We start from the raw sequence: 18,506 nt of genomic DNA on the forward strand, positions 1-18,506 counted from the left end.
TATGTCCTCACTACAATCTCTTGATATTGCATTGCGTTCGGCCACTACGACTGCCAGCCCGCAGGCGCGCACGCACATGACTGAAGTGGCGAAACTGATAGACGTCAGCAGCTGCATAGGTTGCAAAGCCTGCCAGGTAGCGTGCATGCAGTGGAATGATTTGCGCGATACGGTCGGTGACACCATAGGCACTTATGACAATCCGCGCGACCTGACGCCAGACTCATGGACGGTCATGCGCTTCTCGGAAGTCGAAGTGGAAAGCAAGAGCGAAGGCATTCGTCTGGAATGGCTGATCCGCAAGGATGGCTGCATGCATTGCGACGAACCCGGCTGCCTGAAAGCATGCCCGGCACCGGGTGCCATCATCAAGTATACGAATGGCATCGTCGACTTCATCAGTGAACACTGCATAGGTTGCGGCAACTGCGTGATTGGTTGTCCGTTCGATGTGCCGCGCATCAGCAAGAAAGACGATAAAGCCTATAAATGTTCGCTGTGTTCGGATCGCGTGACCGTTGGTCTGGAGCCTGCCTGCGTCAAGGCTTGTCCGACCGGTGCGATCCGTTTCGGCAGCAAGGAAGATATGCATACCTTCGCTGCTGAACGCGTGGTTGACCTGAAGGAGCGCGGCTATGACAAGGCGGGTGTCTATGATCCGCAAGGAGTAGGTGGTACGCATGTGATGTATGTGCTGCAGCATGCGGATAAACCGAATCTGTATCACGGTTTGCCGGAGAACCCTAGCATCAGTCCGCTGGTTGCATTGTGGAAAGGTGCCGCCAAACCATTGGCGGTAGCGGCCATGATAGGTGCGACGATCGCTGGCTTCTTCCACTACATCAAGGTCGGCCCGCTGGACGCTGATGCGGAAGACGAACATGCAAGCAAACCGCCTGCAGCACCGGATGACGGTGCTGAAAAGCGCAACGCAGATATAGTCTGAGGAGTAGCGACATGGCAAAAATCATAGAACGTTATCCGGACCGTACCCGTATCAATCACTGGGTCGTTGCATTCCTGTTTATCTGTGCTGGCCTGACCGGTCTCGCAATCTTCCATCCATCGATGTATTTCTTCAGCGCCTTGTTTGGTGGCGGATCGTGGACGCGCATCTTGCATCCATTCTTTGGCGTATTGATGGTGTTGGGTTTTGTGTTCCTGTTCCTGCAAGTCTGGCGTGATAACTTCTGGACGCGCGAAGACAGTGAGTGGGTCAGGAAGGCACCAGAGCTGCTGAAGGGCAACGAGGAGGGCATGCCTGCGGTAGGTAAATACAATGCCGGGCAAAAGGTCGTGTTCTGGTTGTTTGGCATCAGCCTGGTTCTCTTGTTTGTGACGGGCTTTATGTTCTGGCAACCGTGGTTCGCGAATTTTTTCCCTATCGTGGTGCGCCGCATCGCGGTGCTGGTACATGCCATCGCTGCTACCGTATTGATCCTCAGCGTCATCATCCATGTGTATGCGGCGATCTGGGTCAAGGGTTCGGTGCAAGCGATGACGCGCGGTACAGTCAGTGAAAAATGGGCGCGCAAGCACCATCTGCTCTGGTATCGGAAAATCAGTGGCGAAAAATAAGGTTTGAGGGCACAATCGATTCATGACCATCAGCCAAGCACGTCCACTGCTCAGTCCTGAAGAGATTGCTGTCCGCGCCGGACAGCAGGTTCCTCACCTGCACATGCCGGAACGTTTCGATGTGTTTTCTGCACGCGAAACCCGTTTGCGGCAGCATGCTGCATCCCATGCGATGCAGGACTTCCTGGTTTTCGCCGCAGAACTGGCACATGCCCAGCACCAGGCCTTGCAAGCATATCCGGCAGTAGCCTTGCCTGATGCTGCGGCCCTGGATGCAGCGCGTGGCACTGCACAAGCCCCTCTACCTGCCGCCTTGTGGTCACGTGATCCACTGTGGCGTAGCGCCTTGCGCACCATGCTCGATAACTTGTTGCCGCGCCTGGCAAACAATCCGGCACAGGCAGTGGTGCAGGAATTGCAGCAAATGAGTGATCAGGAAATGGAGTTACAGGCTGATCGCTTGCTCAACAACATCATGTTTGGCCTGAACCTGGCGATCGCACCGTTGATTGCTGCCGGTTTACAGGTGTACTGGACGCATATGCTGCTGGCAACGGTGGCAGCGCGTGGCGACGATAGACTGGCACCATTTGGCCGCATCGGCGATTCGACTCGTTGTCCTTGCTGCGGCAGCTTGCCAACCGCTTCGGTTTCACGTGTCGACGGCGAAGGTAATTATCGTTACCTCCATTGTTCGCTGTGCTCGCTCCAATGGCATATGGTGCGCATCAAGTGCAGCCATTGCGAAAGCACCAAAGGCATCCACTACCATTCGCTGCAGGCCGCTGGCGACACCGCGTCGACCAATGCCGTATCAAAAGAAGCAATAGAAGTAGAAACCTGTGACGAGTGTAATCACTATCTCAAAATCGTCCGCATTGAACGCGATACGGCAGTCGAGCCGGTGGCGGATGACCTCAGTTCCGTCATCCTCGACCTGCTGATCTCTGAAGCTGGATATCAGCGACATGGCGTCAGTCTGCTGCTCCTGTTTGGCGACCCGGAAGCTGCATCCAACGACGACGGCGGAGGCGGGTAATGGCGGCGACCGGAGAGTCCGTGGTACACGGCTCGAAGGCCAGTCCGCAGGATCTGCCTTCGATCGACAAGCTGTTGCGACTGCCGTCCGTGCAGCCCTTACTCACAGAACATGGCCATACCCTGGTGGCGACGCAAGCGCGCGTACTGCTCGATAATCTGCGTGTGCAAGCTTTATCCGGCAGCCTGCAACAGGCAGACATACAAACCGACACCCTGGGTACCAGACTTGCGCTGGCGATAACAGAGCGACTCGCACCACGCATGCGACGGGTACTCAATCTGACCGGGACCGTCATACATACCAACCTTGGCCGTTCCGTATTGCCACAAGCAGCGATACGTCATCTGACAGCGATGATGGAAGGGCCGAACAACCTTGAATACGATCTGGTCGATGGCGGCCGCGGTGACCGCGACAGCATAGTAGAAGGCTTGTTGTGCGATATCACCGGCGCCGAAGCGGCTACCGTGGTGAATAACAATGCTGCCGCAGTATTGCTATCAATTGCTGCGCTGGCTGGCGGGCGTGAAGTCATCGTTTCGCGTGGTGAACTGGTCGAGATAGGCGGTGCTTTCCGCATGCCGGATGTAATGGCAAGTGCCGGTGCCATTATGGTCGAAGTCGGCACCACCAATCGTACCCATCTGGCTGATTACCAACGTGCGATCAATGAACGCACGGCGATGCTGATGAAGGTGCACACCAGCAATTATGCGGTGGAAGGTTTCACTTCATCCGTAGCCGAAGCAGAACTGGCAGTACTGGCACGGGAACGCAACGTCGCGCTGGTAACCGATCTTGGCAGCGGTTCATTGGTCGATATGGCGCAACTAGGTTTGCCGCAGGAACCTACGCCGCAACAAATGCTGGCGGCTGGCTGTGGAGTCGTGACTTTCTCCGGCGATAAATTGCTCGGTGGCCCGCAGGCTGGCTTAATTGTCGGCGAACGCGACCTGATCACCAAAATACGTAAATTCCCGATGAAGCGCGCGCTGCGTCTGTCCAAGCTGCCATTGGCAGCGCTGGAGGCGACGCTGACGCTTTATCTGCAACCGGAATTGTTGACACGTGATTTACCAACGCTGCGCTGGCTCACACGTACGCCAGAACAGGTGACTGCCACTGCGCAAGCTTTGCTGGCACCGCTGGCTGCTGCGCTGGAACCGCGCTATACAGTTGCTCTGCAAAGTATGCAGAGCCAGATCGGTTCCGGCTCCTTGCCAGTGGATCGTTTGCCATCGGCTGGCCTTGCCATTTCGCCAGTACTGTCTGGCAAACGTGGCACTGGTACCGCGCTCGACAATCTGGCGACGGCCTTGCGTGCTTTACCACTGCCCATCATAGGACGTGTGGCGGATGATAGCTTGTTGCTGGATTGCCGTTGCCTGGATGACGCTACGGAAGTATTGGCGCAACTCGCAAACCTGCGCGCGAGTCTGATATGAGGTGCCAATGATAGTTGGTACGGCCGGACACATTGACCATGGCAAGAGCGCGCTGGTACGCGCACTGACCGGACAGGAAGGCGACCGGCTGCCGGAAGAAAAGCGGCGCGGCATCACGATAGAGCTGGGTTATGCCTACATGCTGGCAGCGAATGGCAATCTGATCGGTTTTGTGGATATGCCTGGTCATGAAAAACTGGTGCGTACCATGGTCGCTGGCGCCAGCGGCATCGACTTTGCGTTGCTGCTGGTCGCCGCTGACGACGGCATCATGCCGCAGACAATAGAACACCTGAGCATACTGTCGCTACTAGGCGTACAACGCGGTGCCGCACTGATTACCAAGATAGATCGTGTAGACGAAAATCTGAAACAGGAACGTATCAGGCAAGTGCAGGCTTTACTGAAAGAAGCAGGCCTGTCGGATTATCCGGTACTGTGTGTATCGGCCTTGCAGGGCGATGGTATAGAAGAGTTGCGCAACTTGCTGCAGGATGAAGCAGCACGCATACAGCCTGCCGTCACGAACGAAAAAGCGTTTCGCATGGGACTGGACAGGGTATTTACACTGGACGGTGTCGGAACTGTGGTCGCAGGCAGCATTGCCGAAGGGCAGGTAAGTACCGGCGATATGTTGTGTCTGGCACATGCGCCGGACAAGACCTATCGCGTACGCAGTCTGCACGTACATAGCCAAAACATGGAACTGGCTTATGTCGGCCAGCGTTGTGCGGTCGGCCTGGTCGGGCTGGAGCGTAGTGAGGTTGAACGCGGACAGATGCTATGCGATCCGCTGATTGCGCAAAGTTCCGAACGCATGGATGTGTGGCTGCAGGTAGCAAGCACCGAGGATACCCCTCTGCGTTCCGGTACCTTGGTACATATGCATCTGGCGACACAGGAATGCATGGCTTCAGTGGCGATACTTGGACAGTCGGCGTTGGCGCCGGGCGAAGCAGGATTGGCGCAACTGGTGATGCAAACACCCGTTAATGCGTGGCATGGTGACCGTTTCATCTTGCGCGACGCATCTGCCAATCGCACCGTCGCAGGTGGCAGTGTGCTCGATACCCATGCGCCTGCGCGCTATCGCCAAACACCGCAGCGGCTAGCCTATCTGCAGACACAACGCAGTAGCGATCCGGCGATACGTTTGCAAGGCTCGCTCGCGCATGCACCGTTTGGCGTCAATAGTGCAGAGTGGCTGCGCAGTGCAGGCTTGCGTGGCTGGCCATTTAATCCAGATGAGCTGGAGGGCATTGTATTTGGTCAGGGACGGGCGTGGGCGATTGCTCAGGAACGTTTGCAGGAGAATGAGGCTATTGTCGTTAATGCCTTGCAGGCCTTCCATGCCAAGTATCCGGAAGACATAGGGCCGGATCTGCAGCGAGCGCGCCGTCTGGCAGTGCCGCGCATGTCGGAAGCATTATGGGCGCAATTGATAGATCGTATGGCAGCGCACGGTGTGCTGGCCAGGCGCAATGGCTTCCTGCATCTGGCTGAACATGGCGTGCAGTTACAGGCAGCAGAAAAGATAGTTGCGGAACGTGCCTTGCCCTTGCTGTTGGAAGGTAATTTCGATCCTCCATGGGTGCGTGATATTGCCGATGTGATCAAACAGCCGGAGTCGCAAGTGCGTCACGTATTTATCCGGCTGGCGAAAGCTGGTGACGTGTATCAGATCGTTAAGGATTTGTATTACCATCCTAAGGTGGTACGCAAGCTGGCGACACTGGTGCGCGAGATCCATCAGCGTGACGGTGAAGTAACAGCTGCAAATTTTCGTGATGCGACCGGCTTGGGACGCAAGCGTGCGATCCTGATACTGGAATTCTTTGACCGGATAGGTTTTTTGCGGCGCGTCGATGACAAACATTTGCTGCGCCCGGGTACAGTTTTATTTCCCGCAGGGGAGTGAAGTAAGTACGGAAGGAAATCGTCCCTGGTGGGGCGGCTGGGCTTCAAACCCAGTTGGTGGCGCCATGCGTCGCCGGGTGGGTTCGACTCCCGCTTCCTTCCGCCAGGATTACATTCAGCGCGTCATCACGCGCCTGAGACCGAAGCTGATGGCATCGACAGTACAGACCAGGATCAGCATCGCCATGATCACACTGGCCGCCTGCTGCATCTGAAACAGCGACAGATGGTACTTCAGCATTTGTCCGAGTCCGCCAGCACCAACCACACCTAGTATGGCGGCAGCGCGGATATTGTTTTCCCAGCGGTATAAGACATAAGACATCATTTGCGGACTGCTTTGCGGCAGCGTCGCATACAGGAAAGCCGCGACCGGATGGCTACCATTGATGCGCAGCGATGCTTCAGGCAAAGGCGGACAGTTCTCCAGCGTATCTGCAAACAGGCGACCCAGCACACCTATCGTATGAATGGTAAGTGCCAGCGTGCCGGCAAACGGTCCAAGGCCGGCAGCTATTAGCAGGATGGCAGCCCATACCAGTTCCGGTATCGAACGCAGGACATTCAGCACACCACGCGTCAACACCCGTGCACCCATGCCGAAGCGGCCACTGGCAGGCAGGCTCAGCAGCAAGCCAAAGAAGGCTGCCAGCAAGGTACCTATCGCCGACATCGCCAGTGTTTCCAGCGTTGCATACGCTATCTTTTCGAGGAAGGTTGGAGCCAGCTCAGGTGGTGAGAAGCCGCGCAGGAATTCGATGCTGGTACGTACCGCATCCTGGCTAAAGAAATCCCGCCATTTCAAAGGTAAAGAGACGAAGCTGGCAATGATGAGCAACACTATGCCCAGCAATAAAGCCGTGGTCGACCAGCCTGTTTTCGGCGGCTTGGGTAGCGTATTCGGGGCGTTCATTCCAGCCTCCGCCGCAACATGGCCGATACGCCATCGGCGCACGCCACCAGCAAGACAAATACGATCAGCATGGTGCACAACTCATCGCCCGCCATCATCTTCATTGATTCATCCATGCGCTGGCCGAGTCCACCTGCGCCGACAAAGCCCATCACAACCGAACCGCGGATCGCACATTCCCAGCGATAAACCGTGTACGAAACCAGTTCAGATGCAGAGGAGGGCAGTGCGCCGTACAGGAAAGCGCCGAGGCGGCTGCTGCCGTTTTGCAGCAAGGTATCGGAGGCAGATGCGTCGGAAGACTCCAGGATGTCGGCGTAGACTTTGCCCAGCATGCCGCAATACGTCAGCGCAATCGCGACCACACCGGCGGTCGGACCCAGACCGACTATACGGACCAACAGCAATGCCCATACCAATTCTGGCACGCTACGCAGCAGCACCAGTAACCAGCGGATCAATTGGCGAAACATCTTGGCCAGCGGTGCTACGCGTCCGGTGCCCAGACGTGAAATCGACAGGCGCTCGGTAGCCAGCAAAGTCATCGGAATCGCGCCTACCAAGGCCAGCGTCATGCCCGCCGTTGCCATCGCTACCGTTTCCCAGGTGGCAGCAGCGACCATTTGCAGGAATTCAACTGAGTGTGCTGGCGGGAAGAAAGTCGTCAGGAACTTCCACGTCGCTTGCAGGCTTTGCTGGTCAAATAGAATCCAAGGTTTGAACTCTGCAAACACCAGCATCGGCCATAGCACAACGAGCACGACCACAAATCCCATGACGCGATTGCGCCAGGCCGGATCTCGGTGTTGCATGGCGATGGAAGTGGCCGGGTTCATGTGGACTGGCTCCATCAGCAGCGTGGTGGCACGGCATTAGGAACGAGCACTGCGTCAGTGCTATCTGCTTCAGGAAGCTCTGGCTTTTCGCTATTGCGATACAGCGCTGCGATCATCGTGTCGCTGACATCCTGCCTTGCCGCGTCAAATACGATGCGACCGTCACGCAAACCAACGATGCGCGTGAAATGGGCGCGTGCCAGTTCTACCTGATGCAGGCTGCAAATCAGCGTTGCATGACGCTTGCTCGCTTCCTGCTGTAGTACCGCCAGCGTTTGCAGGGCCAATGTCGGGTCGAGCGCAGATAAAGGCTCGTCTACCAGAAATACTTCCGCTTTCGACACCAGTGCGCGAGCCATGCCACAGCGCTGCCGCTCACCACCAGACAAGCGGTCGACACGTGCATACAGCTTATCCTGCAGGTTAAATCGCGACAATGCTTCATAAGCGATCTCAGGCGTTATCGGCCGCACCAGCGAGCGCATCGCCTGCCATACACTCCACTGCGGCAGATACCCCGCCAGCACGGCGTTGACTACGCGCTGGCGCGGCGGCAAAGGTGGTGTTTGCGGTGCGAGGAATAGACGTGTGCGCAATGCATGGCGCTCACTGCTGGATAGTTGCCACGGGTCGCCGCCGAATATATTCAAGCTGCCGGAGACAGGCGTCAACGCACAAGCCAGCGTATGCAAGAGGCTGGTTTTTCCGGCGCCGGATGGGCCTATCAGTGCGAGCTGTTCGCCCTGGGCTACGGATAGATTCAGTTCACGCAAGGCCAGCGTAGAGCGGGCTGCGCCACTGTGGTGGACAGAAATATTGTGCAGTTGAATAGTCATGCCGATCAATCAGACAGATACAAATGAAAATCGGACAGCATCACCCCCGGACCGGAGGCGATGCTGAAGACTAGTTTATTTCAACAACCCGGCATTACGCGCTGCGGCTTCAATGGCGGTGTAGTTGGATGCCTTGGTAGGAATAAAACGCGTTGCGCGTTGCAACTCAAGGATTTCCTTACCCTCGGGGTCATTACTGTTGAGAGCAAGGAAAGCATCGGTCAGCTTCTTCTGCGTGACCGGATTCATGTCGGAACGTACGCTCCAGTTGTAATCGTAGTAACCAGGCGTGGTGTAGAACACGCGTACCACTTGCGGATCCACCTTGCCGGAGGAAACCAGTTTTTCCCATACCGAGATATTCAATGCACCGGCGTCGACCTTGCCACCGGCAACGGCCGCTACGGTCGCATCATGCGCACCAGAAAAAGACACGCGCTTCATGTCGGTATCAGGATTAATCTTTGCTGCCAGCAGGAAGGAGCGTGGCATCAAATGACCGGAAGTCGAGGATTCGGAGCCAAAACTGAAGTTCTTGCCCTTCAGGTCTTCCAGCTTGTTAATCGATTTATTGGTGGTAATGAAGACGGAACGGAATTTCTCATCCTCTTCGCGCTGCACCAGCGGGACGATTTTGCCGCCGCTACGTACATTGGCCTGTACAAAGGTAAAGCCGCCGAACCAGACCATGTCAAGCTTATTGTTAATCAAGCCTTCGACCGACGCAGCATAGTCAGTAACAGGCGTGAATTCGACTTTCATGCCCAGTTTTTTTTCCAGATATGTACCCAGAGGTTTGAACTTGCGCTGCAACTCGGTTGGTGCTTCGTCAGGGATGGCGGATACGCGTAAAACTTGCTGAGCATGTACCAGACTGGTCGTGCTCAGCATCAGCGTGGTGAGTAGGGAAGCCAACAGGATGGGAAGTTTGGGCAGACGGATCATTTAACACCTCATGGTAAAAGTAGGGCGTGAATAGGGATTTCAACGTCTATGAAACGAACTGTGTTACGAACTCGGGAACTACGGGGAAGTGCGACAGCAAACAGAGATTAATCTTTAATGTATTTGCAGCTGTTGATGGTGCCTACAAGTGTAGACGAATGCAAGATTAAATTACGCCCAAACAACGGCCCTGCCAGCACAGCAAGGCTTTATGCTGCTTTGCAGCGTTCTCCCGGGATGTTTGCAGCTGATTTACCCGCTCGGAAATGGACGTGTAACAGCTGTTTCACTTTAAAATTCCGGACGATTATTCCAGAACTGTATGATCATTAAATACTTTGCAAAAGCGATCATGCAAAATCATTTTCATAACTACTTCAAGGAGTGTTGATATGAAAAGTGTGAAATATTTGATCCAGGTCCAGGAGAAGCACGGCCTGAAAAATGATGCTGCCTTAGCCGAGAAACTGAAGATCACCCGCAGCGCGATCAGCTTATACAAAAGTGGTCAACGCATCATGGATGAAGACACCTGTCTCAAGGTTGCCGTGGCGTTGAAATTAGATAATCCGCTGGAAGTATTAATGGCAGCCGGCACAGACCGGGCGAAAAAATCCGGCAAAAAATCGATTTGGTCTTACTTCACCCGTAAACAAGGTAAAGCGGTATTTCAGTAATGAGTAGTAAAGAGTCGCCTGGATGCGTGGCATTTCATTGCCGTTGAAACACTTGTACACGGTTGATTGCACTGGCGGGCGCAATCAACCGTTTTTACATCTGGCTTACTAGAACGCGTAACCCACACCTGCACTAATCGTTGTATAGCGGGTCCGGCTATCCGGTTCCCAGGTAACCGTGCCGCCGACCGGATAATTGGCGCTGGCTCCATACTTAAAGGCGGAGTAATTAATGCCCACATTCCCCCTGAATCTCTGCGTAAACGCATAATCCGCTGACAAGCCTGCTCTATACAGGTTGGAGTTGCCCAATCCGCCAGAAAAGCCCAGCGGACCGTTCACGCTAATGTCGGAGCTGAAAGTTCGGCCGATCAAAGCATTAGCGCTCAAGACCAGGCGCGGCATAGGCGAATATTGGGCGAGGGCGCCGATACCGTAGTAATTATTGGTATAGGTTTCACCTTGATTGACACCACGTTTCCATTCATGACGGCCGAATTCAAGGAAGGGAGTGAACATGCTGCTCTGGTTTACGCTAAAGCCTTTACCCCAGCGCAGACTGTAGTCAGTCAGCGTCGCATCATTCTCCTGTACGGCCGAGCCGAACACGCCACCAGTCAAGCGTGAGCCGGTATAGTCGGTATGCCCTTTATTCCGGCTGTACTGGAACTGCAGATAGTCATTCCCGAACAACCAATCCTTCATCACAGAAGCAGAAACCGCAAAGCCCGGCACCCAGCCCTTTTCTGTATTCAAGGTTCCGACCGTGGTGCCAAAGCGGCCGTCGTTGGTTTCCGTGTAGTCGACATAGCTGGAAATGCCTTGTATTCCGATCTGATTATTCGATGATTTGATTTCCTGGATTTGCGCTAGGGCGCTGATGCAGGAGACGGATGAGGCTACAAAAACGATTGCTTTGCAGATATTCATGGCAGTCTCCAGTGAGGTTGGATGATTGTTGCCTAAATTGCAGTTAACCACAGTTAAGCACAAGATGAAGATGATTGCCATCAATTTTAGATTCAGATGTTTTACATTAATTAGAACTCCTAAATTCATGTTTTTATTGATTAATTTAAAATTAAACGAGGTAAGCAATGCTCATTATAGAAAAATCCACTCAAGTCATACAACGTTGTTTTACTGTGCGTAGCCATCCATAGAATCGGGATAATGTCTCCTATTTATCTCATTGGGGGTCGCCCCGAAGCAGATGCCATGAACTGGTATCTACAGCGCAAGGACAGGCTGCCGGACGTGCTTTGGAAGCACGCTATCGCCACGGTTTGGGGTGACTGTCGTTGTGGTTGAGGATATGATTAACTTCGTATAATTTATATTATGTCAAATAACGTTTGCCAGAGGACTCAGACGTTCACATGCCTATATGCCCTACAACGATAAGCCCGCTAGCTGCAGGCTTATCTACGCTCCGGCTTTTCAGTTGTTCTTCTGAAAGGCGCTTCCTGCTGATGCTGGTGTCGCACCATCCTTGAGTTCAAATACGCACTCCAGATAAGGCTTGACGGTATCCCATGGCAGATTCTTGTCCAGCATGGCGACCAGGTTCCTGCCAACCTCGATCACACCGCCTTGGCTGGCAGCGCGTGCGTAATTCAGGGCGTCGCCGGAATCTGCGTGCCCATGCAAGGCGGTGTCCTGGTTGCCGTATGCATGGAACTGTGCGATTGAGCCGGGTTTAAACATGGCGATAGCTCCATTGCATTGCTTCCCATAGATAGGCTCGGCTCTTTCCACATGTCCGGCGGCGAAACTGTCTTCGACGACGTGGAGCAAGCTGCCAAAGGCTACTTCATCAATGTTGCGGCGTAATGCCACATTACCCAATGTGAATAAATCCTGGACGTTCCATTCGGTTCTGCCGAAGTGTTCGGCAAAACCCTCAATTTTCACGTCGCGCAGACGTGTATCCAGGCCATATTCCCGCAAGGCGATACGCCAGCTGAACTCTGCCCACATAAGGATCTTTTGACGCGTTACCTCAGGCGTTTCACCGTCTTTGGATGCCATCGCATGCAGGAATTGCAGATCGCCAAAATGAGAGCGATGTAATAGGGAGTAACCATTGGATCCATCCATCGCCACACCACTCTTTGCCCTCTTCTCTGCATCCCAGAATAAACCAGCCCAGCATTTTGGTTGCGTGATGAAACGTACGGTTTCATCGGTCTTGCATGGCAAATTCTTGGCCTGATCTGGCAATAAGCGAAAAGGCGGATCGTCGTTCCAGCGTACGCCAGCTATGACATATGGACTGGCCATGCCGAGGTCGGCATCCTGACAAAATGCGGTATCTCCTTCGCAGCCATAGATGCGTTGGGTAATCTCTTCGTGGACTGCTTCTGTAAACAGGGGTAATCCTTTGAGCGCGGCACTGTTAAGTAATTTATCGAAGAAACCGGAATTCATCCTGCTGAGCTTGCGCTCCATCGCCGTGCCTTCCGTCGATAACTTAAAGGCATATGAGGGCGCGGAAAGCGTTAAAGCGAGTAGCAGGACGCTCCCACTTTTCAAGCAAGCTGTAATCGTCATTCTTGTCTTCCTCCTGATTTTTTTGAATTGTTCACGTCATTTTTAAGCAGCCAGCTTTATCGCAATAATGACGCGCTTATGCCGCCCCATATTTATGGGAATTTTAAAACGGGAAAGCATAACGAAACTTGACCGTACCCACACAACCGGTCATTCAAGTGCCGAACGACTGTGTTTACACATGTGCCGTACTTTATCCAATTAGTTAACTTTTTAGGTTGACGGGTGTTGAGATCAGGCATTACATTCGTCAAAACACCACAAAACAAGTAAGCCTATTTATTTAGGAGCGCAAGAATGTGGAATCCTTTTGCGAAGGTACCGTCTGACACCAGCCCTTCCAGTCGCAAGGAAGAATTGCGCAGTTTTGTATTCCTCTCAGTTGTCATCGCCCCCATCCTCGCAGTAATGATCGTTGCCAGTTATGGCTTCGCAATCTGGTTTTACCAAATCCTGACCGGTCCGCCGGGTAGTTAGTTTCTAGCGTTCCCTCGAGTAGCCAATCCAACAGGACCAGCCAATGAGTGATGAATTGCATATTGTTAGCCTGATTGTCCATTCGATGCCAGCGTCGGTCGCTTCGGTGAGCGCGCTCATTACTACCCTCCCCGAGGCGCGTATCCACGGCTCACAAGCCAATGGCAAGCTGGTTGTCACGCTTGAAGCCTTGAGTTCGGCAGAGATCCTGGATCAGATCGCAATCCTCCAGCGCAGCGACGGCGTGATTAATGTCGCCATGGTCTATCAACATATCGAATCCCTGGAATCATTAAACACGGAGATGCATCATGCCGATTACACGACGTGACTTTATGAGGCAATCTGCCGCCGTTGCGGCGGGTACGGTTGCCGGTATTCCTATCGTCAACGCGCAGAGCGGCAACGCTTATGCTGATGCCTCCAAGCTGACCTGGTCCAAAGCTCCTTGCCGGTTCTGCGGCACCGGCTGTGGCGTGAGCGTGGCGGTGAAGGATAACCGCGTCGTTGCGACTCAAGGGGACGTCGAGGCGGAAGTGAATCGCGGACTGAATTGCGTGAAGGGTTATTTCCTTTCCAAGATCATGTACGGCGCTGACCGGCTGACTACGCCTATGCTGCGCATGAAGAATGGGCAGTACGCCAAGGATGGCGAGTTCCAGCCGATCTCCTGGGATCGTGCCTTCGACGAGATGGCAGTTCAGTTCAAAAAGACACTCAAAGCCAAAGGACCAACTGCAGTGGGGATGTTCGGCTCCGGCCAGTGGACGGTATGGGAAGGTTATGCCGCCTCCAAGTTGATGAAGGCCGGATTCCGTACCAATAATATAGATCCCAATGCGCGCCATTGCATGGCCTCTGCCGTTACCGGTTTCATGCGTACCTTCGGGATGGATGAGCCTATGGGCTGCTACGACGATATCGAAGCAGCGACCGTGTTCGTGCTGTGGGGCTCGAATATGGCGGAGATGCATCCTGTGTTGTGGACACGTGTCACCGACCGCCGCCTGAGCGGCCCTGACGTCAAGGTAGTGCTGCTGTCTACGTTTGAACAGCGCTCCTACGAGCTGGCCGACATTGAGCTGACTTTCACACCGCAGACCGATCTCGCGATCCTCAATTACATCGCGCATCATATTATTTCCACCGGCAAGGTGAATCAGGAGTTCGTCCAGAAGCACGCAATTTTCAAGATCGGCAATCCTGATATCGGCTACGGCCTGCGGCCTGAGCATCCGTTGCAAAAAGCAGCGAAGCACGCCGATGATCCGAATGGTGCGCAACCTTATACCTTTGAAGAATACGCCAAGTTCGTCTCGACTTACGATCTTGATTACACCGCCAAACTGACCGGGGTACCGAAGAATCGTTTGCTGGCACTGGCCGAGCTGTATGCCGATCCGAAAACCAAGGTGATGTCGTTCTGGACCATGGGCTTCAACCAGCATACGCGTGGTACCTGGGCCAACAATATGATTTACAACATTCATCTGTTGACCGGCAAGATATCCACCCCGGGCAACAGCCCGTTCTCGCTGACGGGTCAACCATCCGCCTGCGGCACGGCACGCGAGGTCGGTACCTTCTCGCACCGCTTGCCAGCCGATATGGTGGTCACCAATCCCAAGCATCGTGCCACGGCCGAAGAAATCTGGCGCATACCGCCCGGCACCATACCCGACAAGCCTGGCTACCATGCGGTGCTGCAAAACCGCATGCTCAAGGACGGCAAACTCAACTGCTATTGGGTGATGGTGAACAACAATATGCAGGCTGGTGCCAACATCATGCAGGAAGGCTATGCCGGTTATCGCAATCCGGAAAACTTCATCGTAGTTTCTGACGCCTATCCAACCGTCACCGGTATCGCGGCCGATCTGGTGCTGCCAACCGCAATGTGGGTGGAAAAGGAAGGCGCTTACGGTAATGCCGAACGACGCACGCAGTTCTGGCATCAGCTGGTGACCGCACCTGGTGAAGCGCGTTCCGATCTGTGGCAATTGATGGAGTTTTCCAAACGCTTCAAGGTAGAAGAAGTCTGGCCGGAAGAGCTGATCGCGAAGAAGCCGGAGCTGCGCGGCAAGACCCTATTCGAAGTGCTGTACAAAAACGGTAACGTGGATAAATTCCCTATAACGGAAACCGCGAAGGAATACCCGAACGACGAAGCCAAGGCCTTTGGTTTCTATGTGCAAAAAGGCCTGTTCGAAGAATACGCAGCCTTCGGTCGCGGCCACGGACATGATCTCGCACCATTTGACGATTACCACAAGGCACGCGGCATACGCTGGCCGGTTGTTAACGGCAAGGAAACACGCTGGCGCTACCGTGAGGGCTCCGACCCGTATGTGAAAGCAGGTACCGGCTTCCAGTTCTATGGCAATCCCGATGGCAAGGCCATTATCTTTGCCCTGCCCTATGAACCTCCAGCCGAATCACCAGACAAGGAATATCCATTCTGGCTATCTACTGGCCGGGTACTCGAGCACTGGCATTCCGGTTCCATGACGCGACGTGTGCCGGAGTTGCATCGCGCGGTGCCGAATGCGCTGTGCTATATGCATCCGGACGACGCCAAAGCACTAGGTGTACGACGCGGCACCGAAGTCGCAATCACTTCACGCCGCGGCACGATGCGTACCCGGGTCGAAACACGCGGCCGCAACAAGCCACCGATGGGCCTGGTTTTTGTGCCATGGTTCGACGCCAGTCAGCTGATCAACAAGGTCACGCTGGATGCCACTGATCCGATCTCGCTGCAGACTGACTTCAAGAAGTGCGCGGTCAAGATCACCAAGGTCTGAGACGAGGAGCCACGGTTATGAGAGCCCTACTCCGCACCATCACCCTGCTGCTTTGCCTGGTGCCTGTGTTTGCCCAGGCGCAGCAGGCCAAGCCGGTCAAGCCCTTCATCGATGCAGCACGCGGCCCGACTGCAATTCCGGATGAACCCAAGCCACCAGTACTGGGTAATGCCGTCAACGATGACCTGCGTCGCACACGCAACTACGCGATGCAACCACCGACCATTCCACATCGCGTCGACGGTTATCAGGTGGATAAAAACTTTAATAAATGCCTGGATTGCCACGCCCGCGCCAAGATCGAAATGTCGCAAGCGATTCCGGTCAGTATTACCCACTATATGGATAGGGACGGCCGCATGCTGGGGCAGATTTCGACACGGCGTTATTTCTGCCTGCAATGTCATGTGCCACAGGATCCAGTGAAGCCGATAGTGCCGAATACCTTTGAGGACATAGATACCGTGATCCAGAAATCGCTGAAAACGTCGAAGAAATAAGGCTGACCGGAGACGCCAACCATGCTGAATTCTCTCATGCGACTTGTGCAACGTTACTGGACGGTAATACGCCGTCCCAGTGTTCATTTCAGCCTGGGTTTCCTGACCATCGGTGGCTTTATCGGCGGCATCATCTTCTGGGGTGCTTTCAATACTGCGATGGAGCTGACCAATACCGAAAAGTTCTGCACCGGCTGTCATGAGATGCGCGACAACGTATTCGCTGAACTGAAGACCACCATTCACTACACCAACCGTTCCGGTGTGCGCGCCGTGTGTTCAGACTGCCATGTGCCGCATAACTGGACCGACAAAATAGCGCGCAAGATGCAGGCCTCCAAAGAAGTCTGGGGCAAGATCTTTGGCACCATCAATACCAGGGAAAAATTCCAGGACAAGCGACTGGAGCTGGCGCAACACGAATGGGCGCGCATGAAGGCCAACGATTCGCTTGAGTGCCGCAACTGCCATAACTACGACTCGATGGACTTCACGCGGCAAAGTCTGCGGGCGCAAGCCATGCATTCGACCTACCTGGCCAATAAGGAAAAAACCTGTATTGATTGCCACAAGGGTATTGCCCATCATTTGCCGCACATACCGCCCGGTGAAGGGCCTACCGACTCCCCAGGTCAGCAAGTTCCTAAAGGTGACCATGCTTCGTAATTCGTATGGGGAAAATATGCTGTCTGCACATAGCCTGCACTGCCGCCGCGGCGGCCGTACCGTGCTGAAGAATATGAGCTTTACGGTCAGTCCTGGCCAGGTGCTGGAACTGCACGGTGCCAATGGCAGCGGCAAGACCAGCCTGTTGCGTGTGCTGGCAGGCCTGGCACCGCTCGCCAGCGGTCAACTATCGTGGGGAGAACAAGCACTGAAGCCAGGTGATGCCGGACATGCGGCTCGCATGGCTTACCTCGGACATCAAAATGGCTTGAGCGCAGAACTCAGCGCAACAGAAAACCTGTGCTTCTCGCAGCAACTGGGCGGTGGCACAGAAGTCGCAGCTGCACTGCAAGCATGGAACCTGGACACCCTAGCCGAACAGCCGGTACGTTATCTGTCGCAAGGACAACGCCGACGCCTGGCGCTGGCACGCGTCTGGCTCAGTCAACGCGCGCTCTGGTTGCTGGATGAACCCTGCGCAGCACTCGATAGTGCCGGCGTTGCCATGTTCGATACACACTTGTCACAACACCTGGCAGCCGGTGGCATGGCCGTAATCGCCACACACCGTGCACTGGCAGTGCCAGCACAGGCATTGCAACGTGTTGATCTCGATGCCTTAGCCTTGAATCCCACACTCCATGAGGACACTTACGCTGCATGCTGATTCCTGTTTTCACGCGCGAACTGCTACTGGCAGTGCGACGTCCTTCGGATGCGCTCAGCGGCCTTTTGTTTTTCATTCTCGTCGGCAGTCTGTTCCCGCTGGCCATAGGCCCGGACGCTGCCTTATTGCGCGTGATCGGTCCTGGTGTCGTCTGGGTCGCAGCGCTGCTGGCCGTGCTGATTTCCCTCCATCGCTTGTTCGAACACGATCTGGCAGACGGCAGCCTCGAGCAATGGCTACTGGTTCCGCGTACGCTGATCGGTCTGGTCGCAACCAAGATAGCCGCACATTGGCTGATTGCCTGTTTGCCGCTGATCCTGGTGGCGCCGTTGCTGGCTTTGCAATACGGGCTTTCCAACGAAGCGACACTTTGTTTGCTCATCACCCTGTTGCTCGGCACGCCGACCCTGGCCTTGCTTGGCGCACTCGGTGCGGCGCTCACACTGGGCATGCGCGGCCAGGTCTTGCAGGCCTTGATCGTGCTGCCTATGAGTATTCCGCCGCTAGTGTTTGCCTGCTCGGCAGTGTCCGCCAGTCAGCAAGGTTTACCTGCCGGGCCTGCTTTGAATCTACTCGGTGCCTGCCTGTCGCTGGCGGCTTTTCTTTGTCCATGGGCCACCGCTGCGGCCTTGCGCCTGGCACTGGAATGA

Annotated in this window: 19 protein-coding genes and 1 tRNA gene; 14 read left to right on the forward strand and 6 right to left on the reverse strand. The window is 54.7% G+C overall.

All coding sequences use genetic code 11. The annotated features are described in order from the left end of the window. The first annotated feature begins 1 nt into the window (after window position 1). The 6 genes from fdxH (at window position 2) to H7U06_RS09755 (ending at window position 6,088) form a co-directional block, all read left to right on the forward strand. Window positions 2-946: a formate dehydrogenase subunit beta gene (gene fdxH, locus H7U06_RS09730; protein WP_175625917.1), complete on the forward strand. Its 945-nt coding sequence runs from the start codon at window positions 2-4 to the stop codon at window positions 944-946. 11 nt (window positions 947-957) lie between these two features. Then, complete coding sequence (locus H7U06_RS09735) at window positions 958-1,578, forward strand: formate dehydrogenase subunit gamma (RefSeq protein ID WP_175625918.1); 621 nt, start codon at window positions 958-960, stop codon at window positions 1,576-1,578. Between the two features lie 22 nt (window positions 1,579-1,600). Continuing rightward, window positions 1,601-2,617, forward strand: a complete 1,017-nt coding sequence (gene fdhE / locus H7U06_RS09740) for a formate dehydrogenase accessory protein FdhE (protein WP_175625919.1) — start codon at window positions 1,601-1,603, stop codon at window positions 2,615-2,617. Continuing rightward, window positions 2,617-4,065 carry an L-seryl-tRNA(Sec) selenium transferase gene (gene selA / locus H7U06_RS09745; protein WP_175625920.1) on the forward strand — a complete coding sequence of 483 codons (1,449 nt, stop codon included), beginning with the start codon at window positions 2,617-2,619 and terminating at the stop codon, window positions 4,063-4,065. The genes fdhE and selA overlap by 1 nt, the downstream gene beginning before the upstream one ends. A gap of 7 nt (window positions 4,066-4,072) precedes the next feature. After that, on the forward strand, window positions 4,073-5,983 hold the full coding sequence (selB, locus tag H7U06_RS09750; protein ID WP_175625921.1) for a selenocysteine-specific translation elongation factor: 1,911 nt from the start codon (window positions 4,073-4,075) through the stop codon (window positions 5,981-5,983). 9 nt (window positions 5,984-5,992) lie between these two features. Further along, a tRNA-Sec gene (locus tag H7U06_RS09755) sits at window positions 5,993-6,088 on the forward strand. A gap of 9 nt (window positions 6,089-6,097) precedes the next feature. Here H7U06_RS09755 and phnE read toward each other — a convergent pair. The 4 genes from phnE to H7U06_RS09775 all read right to left on the reverse strand — a co-directional run bounded on the left by phnE (window position 6,098) and on the right by H7U06_RS09775 (window position 9,512). Then, window positions 6,098-6,895 carry a phosphonate ABC transporter, permease protein PhnE gene (gene phnE / locus H7U06_RS09760; RefSeq protein WP_175625922.1) on the reverse strand — a complete coding sequence of 266 codons (798 nt, stop codon included), beginning with the start codon at window positions 6,893-6,895 and terminating at the stop codon, window positions 6,098-6,100. Further along, window positions 6,892-7,731 (reverse strand): ABC transporter permease, encoded by an 840-nt coding sequence (locus tag H7U06_RS09765; protein ID WP_175625923.1) that lies wholly within the window; start codon window positions 7,729-7,731, stop codon window positions 6,892-6,894. The genes phnE and H7U06_RS09765 overlap by 4 nt, the downstream gene beginning before the upstream one ends. Before the next feature lie 14 nt (window positions 7,732-7,745). After that, the gene (locus H7U06_RS09770; RefSeq protein WP_175625924.1) at window positions 7,746-8,567 is read right to left on the reverse strand and encodes a phosphonate ABC transporter ATP-binding protein; all 822 of its coding nucleotides are present in this window, start codon (window positions 8,565-8,567) and stop codon (window positions 7,746-7,748) included. Window positions 8,568-8,642: 75 nt separating this feature from the next. Then, window positions 8,643-9,512 (reverse strand): putative selenate ABC transporter substrate-binding protein, encoded by an 870-nt coding sequence (locus tag H7U06_RS09775; RefSeq protein WP_175625925.1) that lies wholly within the window; start codon window positions 9,510-9,512, stop codon window positions 8,643-8,645. A gap of 392 nt (window positions 9,513-9,904) precedes the next feature. Here H7U06_RS09775 and H7U06_RS09780 point away from each other — a divergent pair, with 392 nt between their 5' ends. After that, complete coding sequence (locus H7U06_RS09780) at window positions 9,905-10,189, forward strand: helix-turn-helix transcriptional regulator (protein ID WP_175625926.1); 285 nt, start codon at window positions 9,905-9,907, stop codon at window positions 10,187-10,189. Between the two features lie 108 nt (window positions 10,190-10,297). Here the strand turns inward: H7U06_RS09780 and H7U06_RS09785 are convergent, their stop codons facing one another. Beyond that, window positions 10,298-11,119: a hypothetical protein gene (locus tag H7U06_RS09785; protein ID WP_175625927.1), complete on the reverse strand. Its 822-nt coding sequence runs from the start codon at window positions 11,117-11,119 to the stop codon at window positions 10,298-10,300. A gap of 510 nt (window positions 11,120-11,629) precedes the next feature. Next, window positions 11,630-12,640, reverse strand: a complete 1,011-nt coding sequence (locus H7U06_RS09790; RefSeq protein WP_175625928.1) for a hypothetical protein — start codon at window positions 12,638-12,640, stop codon at window positions 11,630-11,632. 399 nt (window positions 12,641-13,039) lie between these two features. Between H7U06_RS09790 and napE the strand changes: the two genes are divergently transcribed. Genes napE through ccmB form a run of 7 tightly spaced genes read left to right on the forward strand, consistent with a single transcriptional unit; the run spans window position 13,040 to window position 18,506 of the window. Continuing rightward, window positions 13,040-13,219 (forward strand): periplasmic nitrate reductase, NapE protein, encoded by a 180-nt coding sequence (gene napE / locus H7U06_RS09795; protein WP_175625929.1) that lies wholly within the window; start codon window positions 13,040-13,042, stop codon window positions 13,217-13,219. Window positions 13,220-13,262: 43 nt separating this feature from the next. Next, window positions 13,263-13,550, forward strand: a complete 288-nt coding sequence (locus tag H7U06_RS09800) for a chaperone NapD (RefSeq protein ID WP_175625930.1) — start codon at window positions 13,263-13,265, stop codon at window positions 13,548-13,550. Then, window positions 13,531-16,023: a periplasmic nitrate reductase subunit alpha gene (napA, locus tag H7U06_RS09805; protein ID WP_175625931.1), complete on the forward strand. Its 2,493-nt coding sequence runs from the start codon at window positions 13,531-13,533 to the stop codon at window positions 16,021-16,023. The genes H7U06_RS09800 and napA overlap by 20 nt, the downstream gene beginning before the upstream one ends. Window positions 16,024-16,040: 17 nt before the next feature. Then, window positions 16,041-16,523, forward strand: coding sequence for a nitrate reductase cytochrome c-type subunit (locus tag H7U06_RS09810; RefSeq protein ID WP_175625932.1), 483 nt, complete (start codon window positions 16,041-16,043; stop codon window positions 16,521-16,523). 21 nt (window positions 16,524-16,544) lie between these two features. Continuing rightward, window positions 16,545-17,189: a NapC/NirT family cytochrome c gene (locus H7U06_RS09815; protein WP_303049237.1), complete on the forward strand. Its 645-nt coding sequence runs from the start codon at window positions 16,545-16,547 to the stop codon at window positions 17,187-17,189. A gap of 16 nt (window positions 17,190-17,205) precedes the next feature. Beyond that, entirely contained in the window at window positions 17,206-17,856 is a 651-nt protein-coding gene (gene ccmA / locus H7U06_RS09820; RefSeq protein ID WP_254873202.1) for a cytochrome c biogenesis heme-transporting ATPase CcmA, read from the forward strand. After that, window positions 17,850-18,506, forward strand: a complete 657-nt coding sequence (gene ccmB / locus H7U06_RS09825; protein ID WP_175625934.1) for a heme exporter protein CcmB — start codon at window positions 17,850-17,852, stop codon at window positions 18,504-18,506. The genes ccmA and ccmB overlap by 7 nt, the downstream gene beginning before the upstream one ends.

The sequence above is a fragment of the Herminiimonas sp. Marseille-P9896 genome, assembly GCF_903993245.1.
GTDB classification, from domain to species: Bacteria; Pseudomonadota; Gammaproteobacteria; order Burkholderiales; family Burkholderiaceae_D; genus Oxalicibacterium; species Oxalicibacterium contaminans.

Bases quoted from the DNA above. Each gene is read 5' to 3' on its own strand.
- fdxH (WP_175625917.1), top strand. From the start codon at position 2: ATGTCCTCACTACAATCTCTTGATATTGCATTGCGTTCGGCCACTACG.
- H7U06_RS09735 (WP_175625918.1), top strand. From the start codon at position 958: ATGGCAAAAATCATAGAACGTTATCCGGACCGTACCCGTATCAATCAC.
- fdhE (WP_175625919.1), top strand. From the start codon at position 1,601: ATGACCATCAGCCAAGCACGTCCACTGCTCAGTCCTGAAGAGATTGCT.
- selA (WP_175625920.1), top strand. From the start codon at position 2,617: ATGGCGGCGACCGGAGAGTCCGTGGTACACGGCTCGAAGGCCAGTCCG.
- selB (WP_175625921.1), top strand. From the start codon at position 4,073: ATGATAGTTGGTACGGCCGGACACATTGACCATGGCAAGAGCGCGCTG.
- phnE (WP_175625922.1), bottom strand. From the start codon at position 6,895: ATGAACGCCCCGAATACGCTACCCAAGCCGCCGAAAACAGGCTGGTCG.
- H7U06_RS09765 (WP_175625923.1), bottom strand. From the start codon at position 7,731: ATGAACCCGGCCACTTCCATCGCCATGCAACACCGAGATCCGGCCTGG.
- H7U06_RS09770 (WP_175625924.1), bottom strand. From the start codon at position 8,567: ATGACTATTCAACTGCACAATATTTCTGTCCACCACAGTGGCGCAGCC.
- H7U06_RS09775 (WP_175625925.1), bottom strand. From the start codon at position 9,512: ATGATCCGTCTGCCCAAACTTCCCATCCTGTTGGCTTCCCTACTCACC.
- H7U06_RS09780 (WP_175625926.1), top strand. From the start codon at position 9,905: ATGAAAAGTGTGAAATATTTGATCCAGGTCCAGGAGAAGCACGGCCTG.
- H7U06_RS09785 (WP_175625927.1), bottom strand. From the start codon at position 11,119: ATGAATATCTGCAAAGCAATCGTTTTTGTAGCCTCATCCGTCTCCTGC.
- H7U06_RS09790 (WP_175625928.1), bottom strand. From the start codon at position 12,640: ATGGAGCGCAAGCTCAGCAGGATGAATTCCGGTTTCTTCGATAAATTA.
- napE (WP_175625929.1), top strand. From the start codon at position 13,040: ATGTGGAATCCTTTTGCGAAGGTACCGTCTGACACCAGCCCTTCCAGT.
- H7U06_RS09800 (WP_175625930.1), top strand. From the start codon at position 13,263: ATGAGTGATGAATTGCATATTGTTAGCCTGATTGTCCATTCGATGCCA.
- napA (WP_175625931.1), top strand. From the start codon at position 13,531: ATGCCGATTACACGACGTGACTTTATGAGGCAATCTGCCGCCGTTGCG.
- H7U06_RS09810 (WP_175625932.1), top strand. From the start codon at position 16,041: ATGAGAGCCCTACTCCGCACCATCACCCTGCTGCTTTGCCTGGTGCCT.
- H7U06_RS09815 (WP_303049237.1), top strand. From the start codon at position 16,545: ATGCTGAATTCTCTCATGCGACTTGTGCAACGTTACTGGACGGTAATA.
- ccmA (WP_254873202.1), top strand. From the start codon at position 17,206: ATGCTGTCTGCACATAGCCTGCACTGCCGCCGCGGCGGCCGTACCGTG.
- ccmB (WP_175625934.1), top strand. From the start codon at position 17,850: ATGCTGATTCCTGTTTTCACGCGCGAACTGCTACTGGCAGTGCGACGT.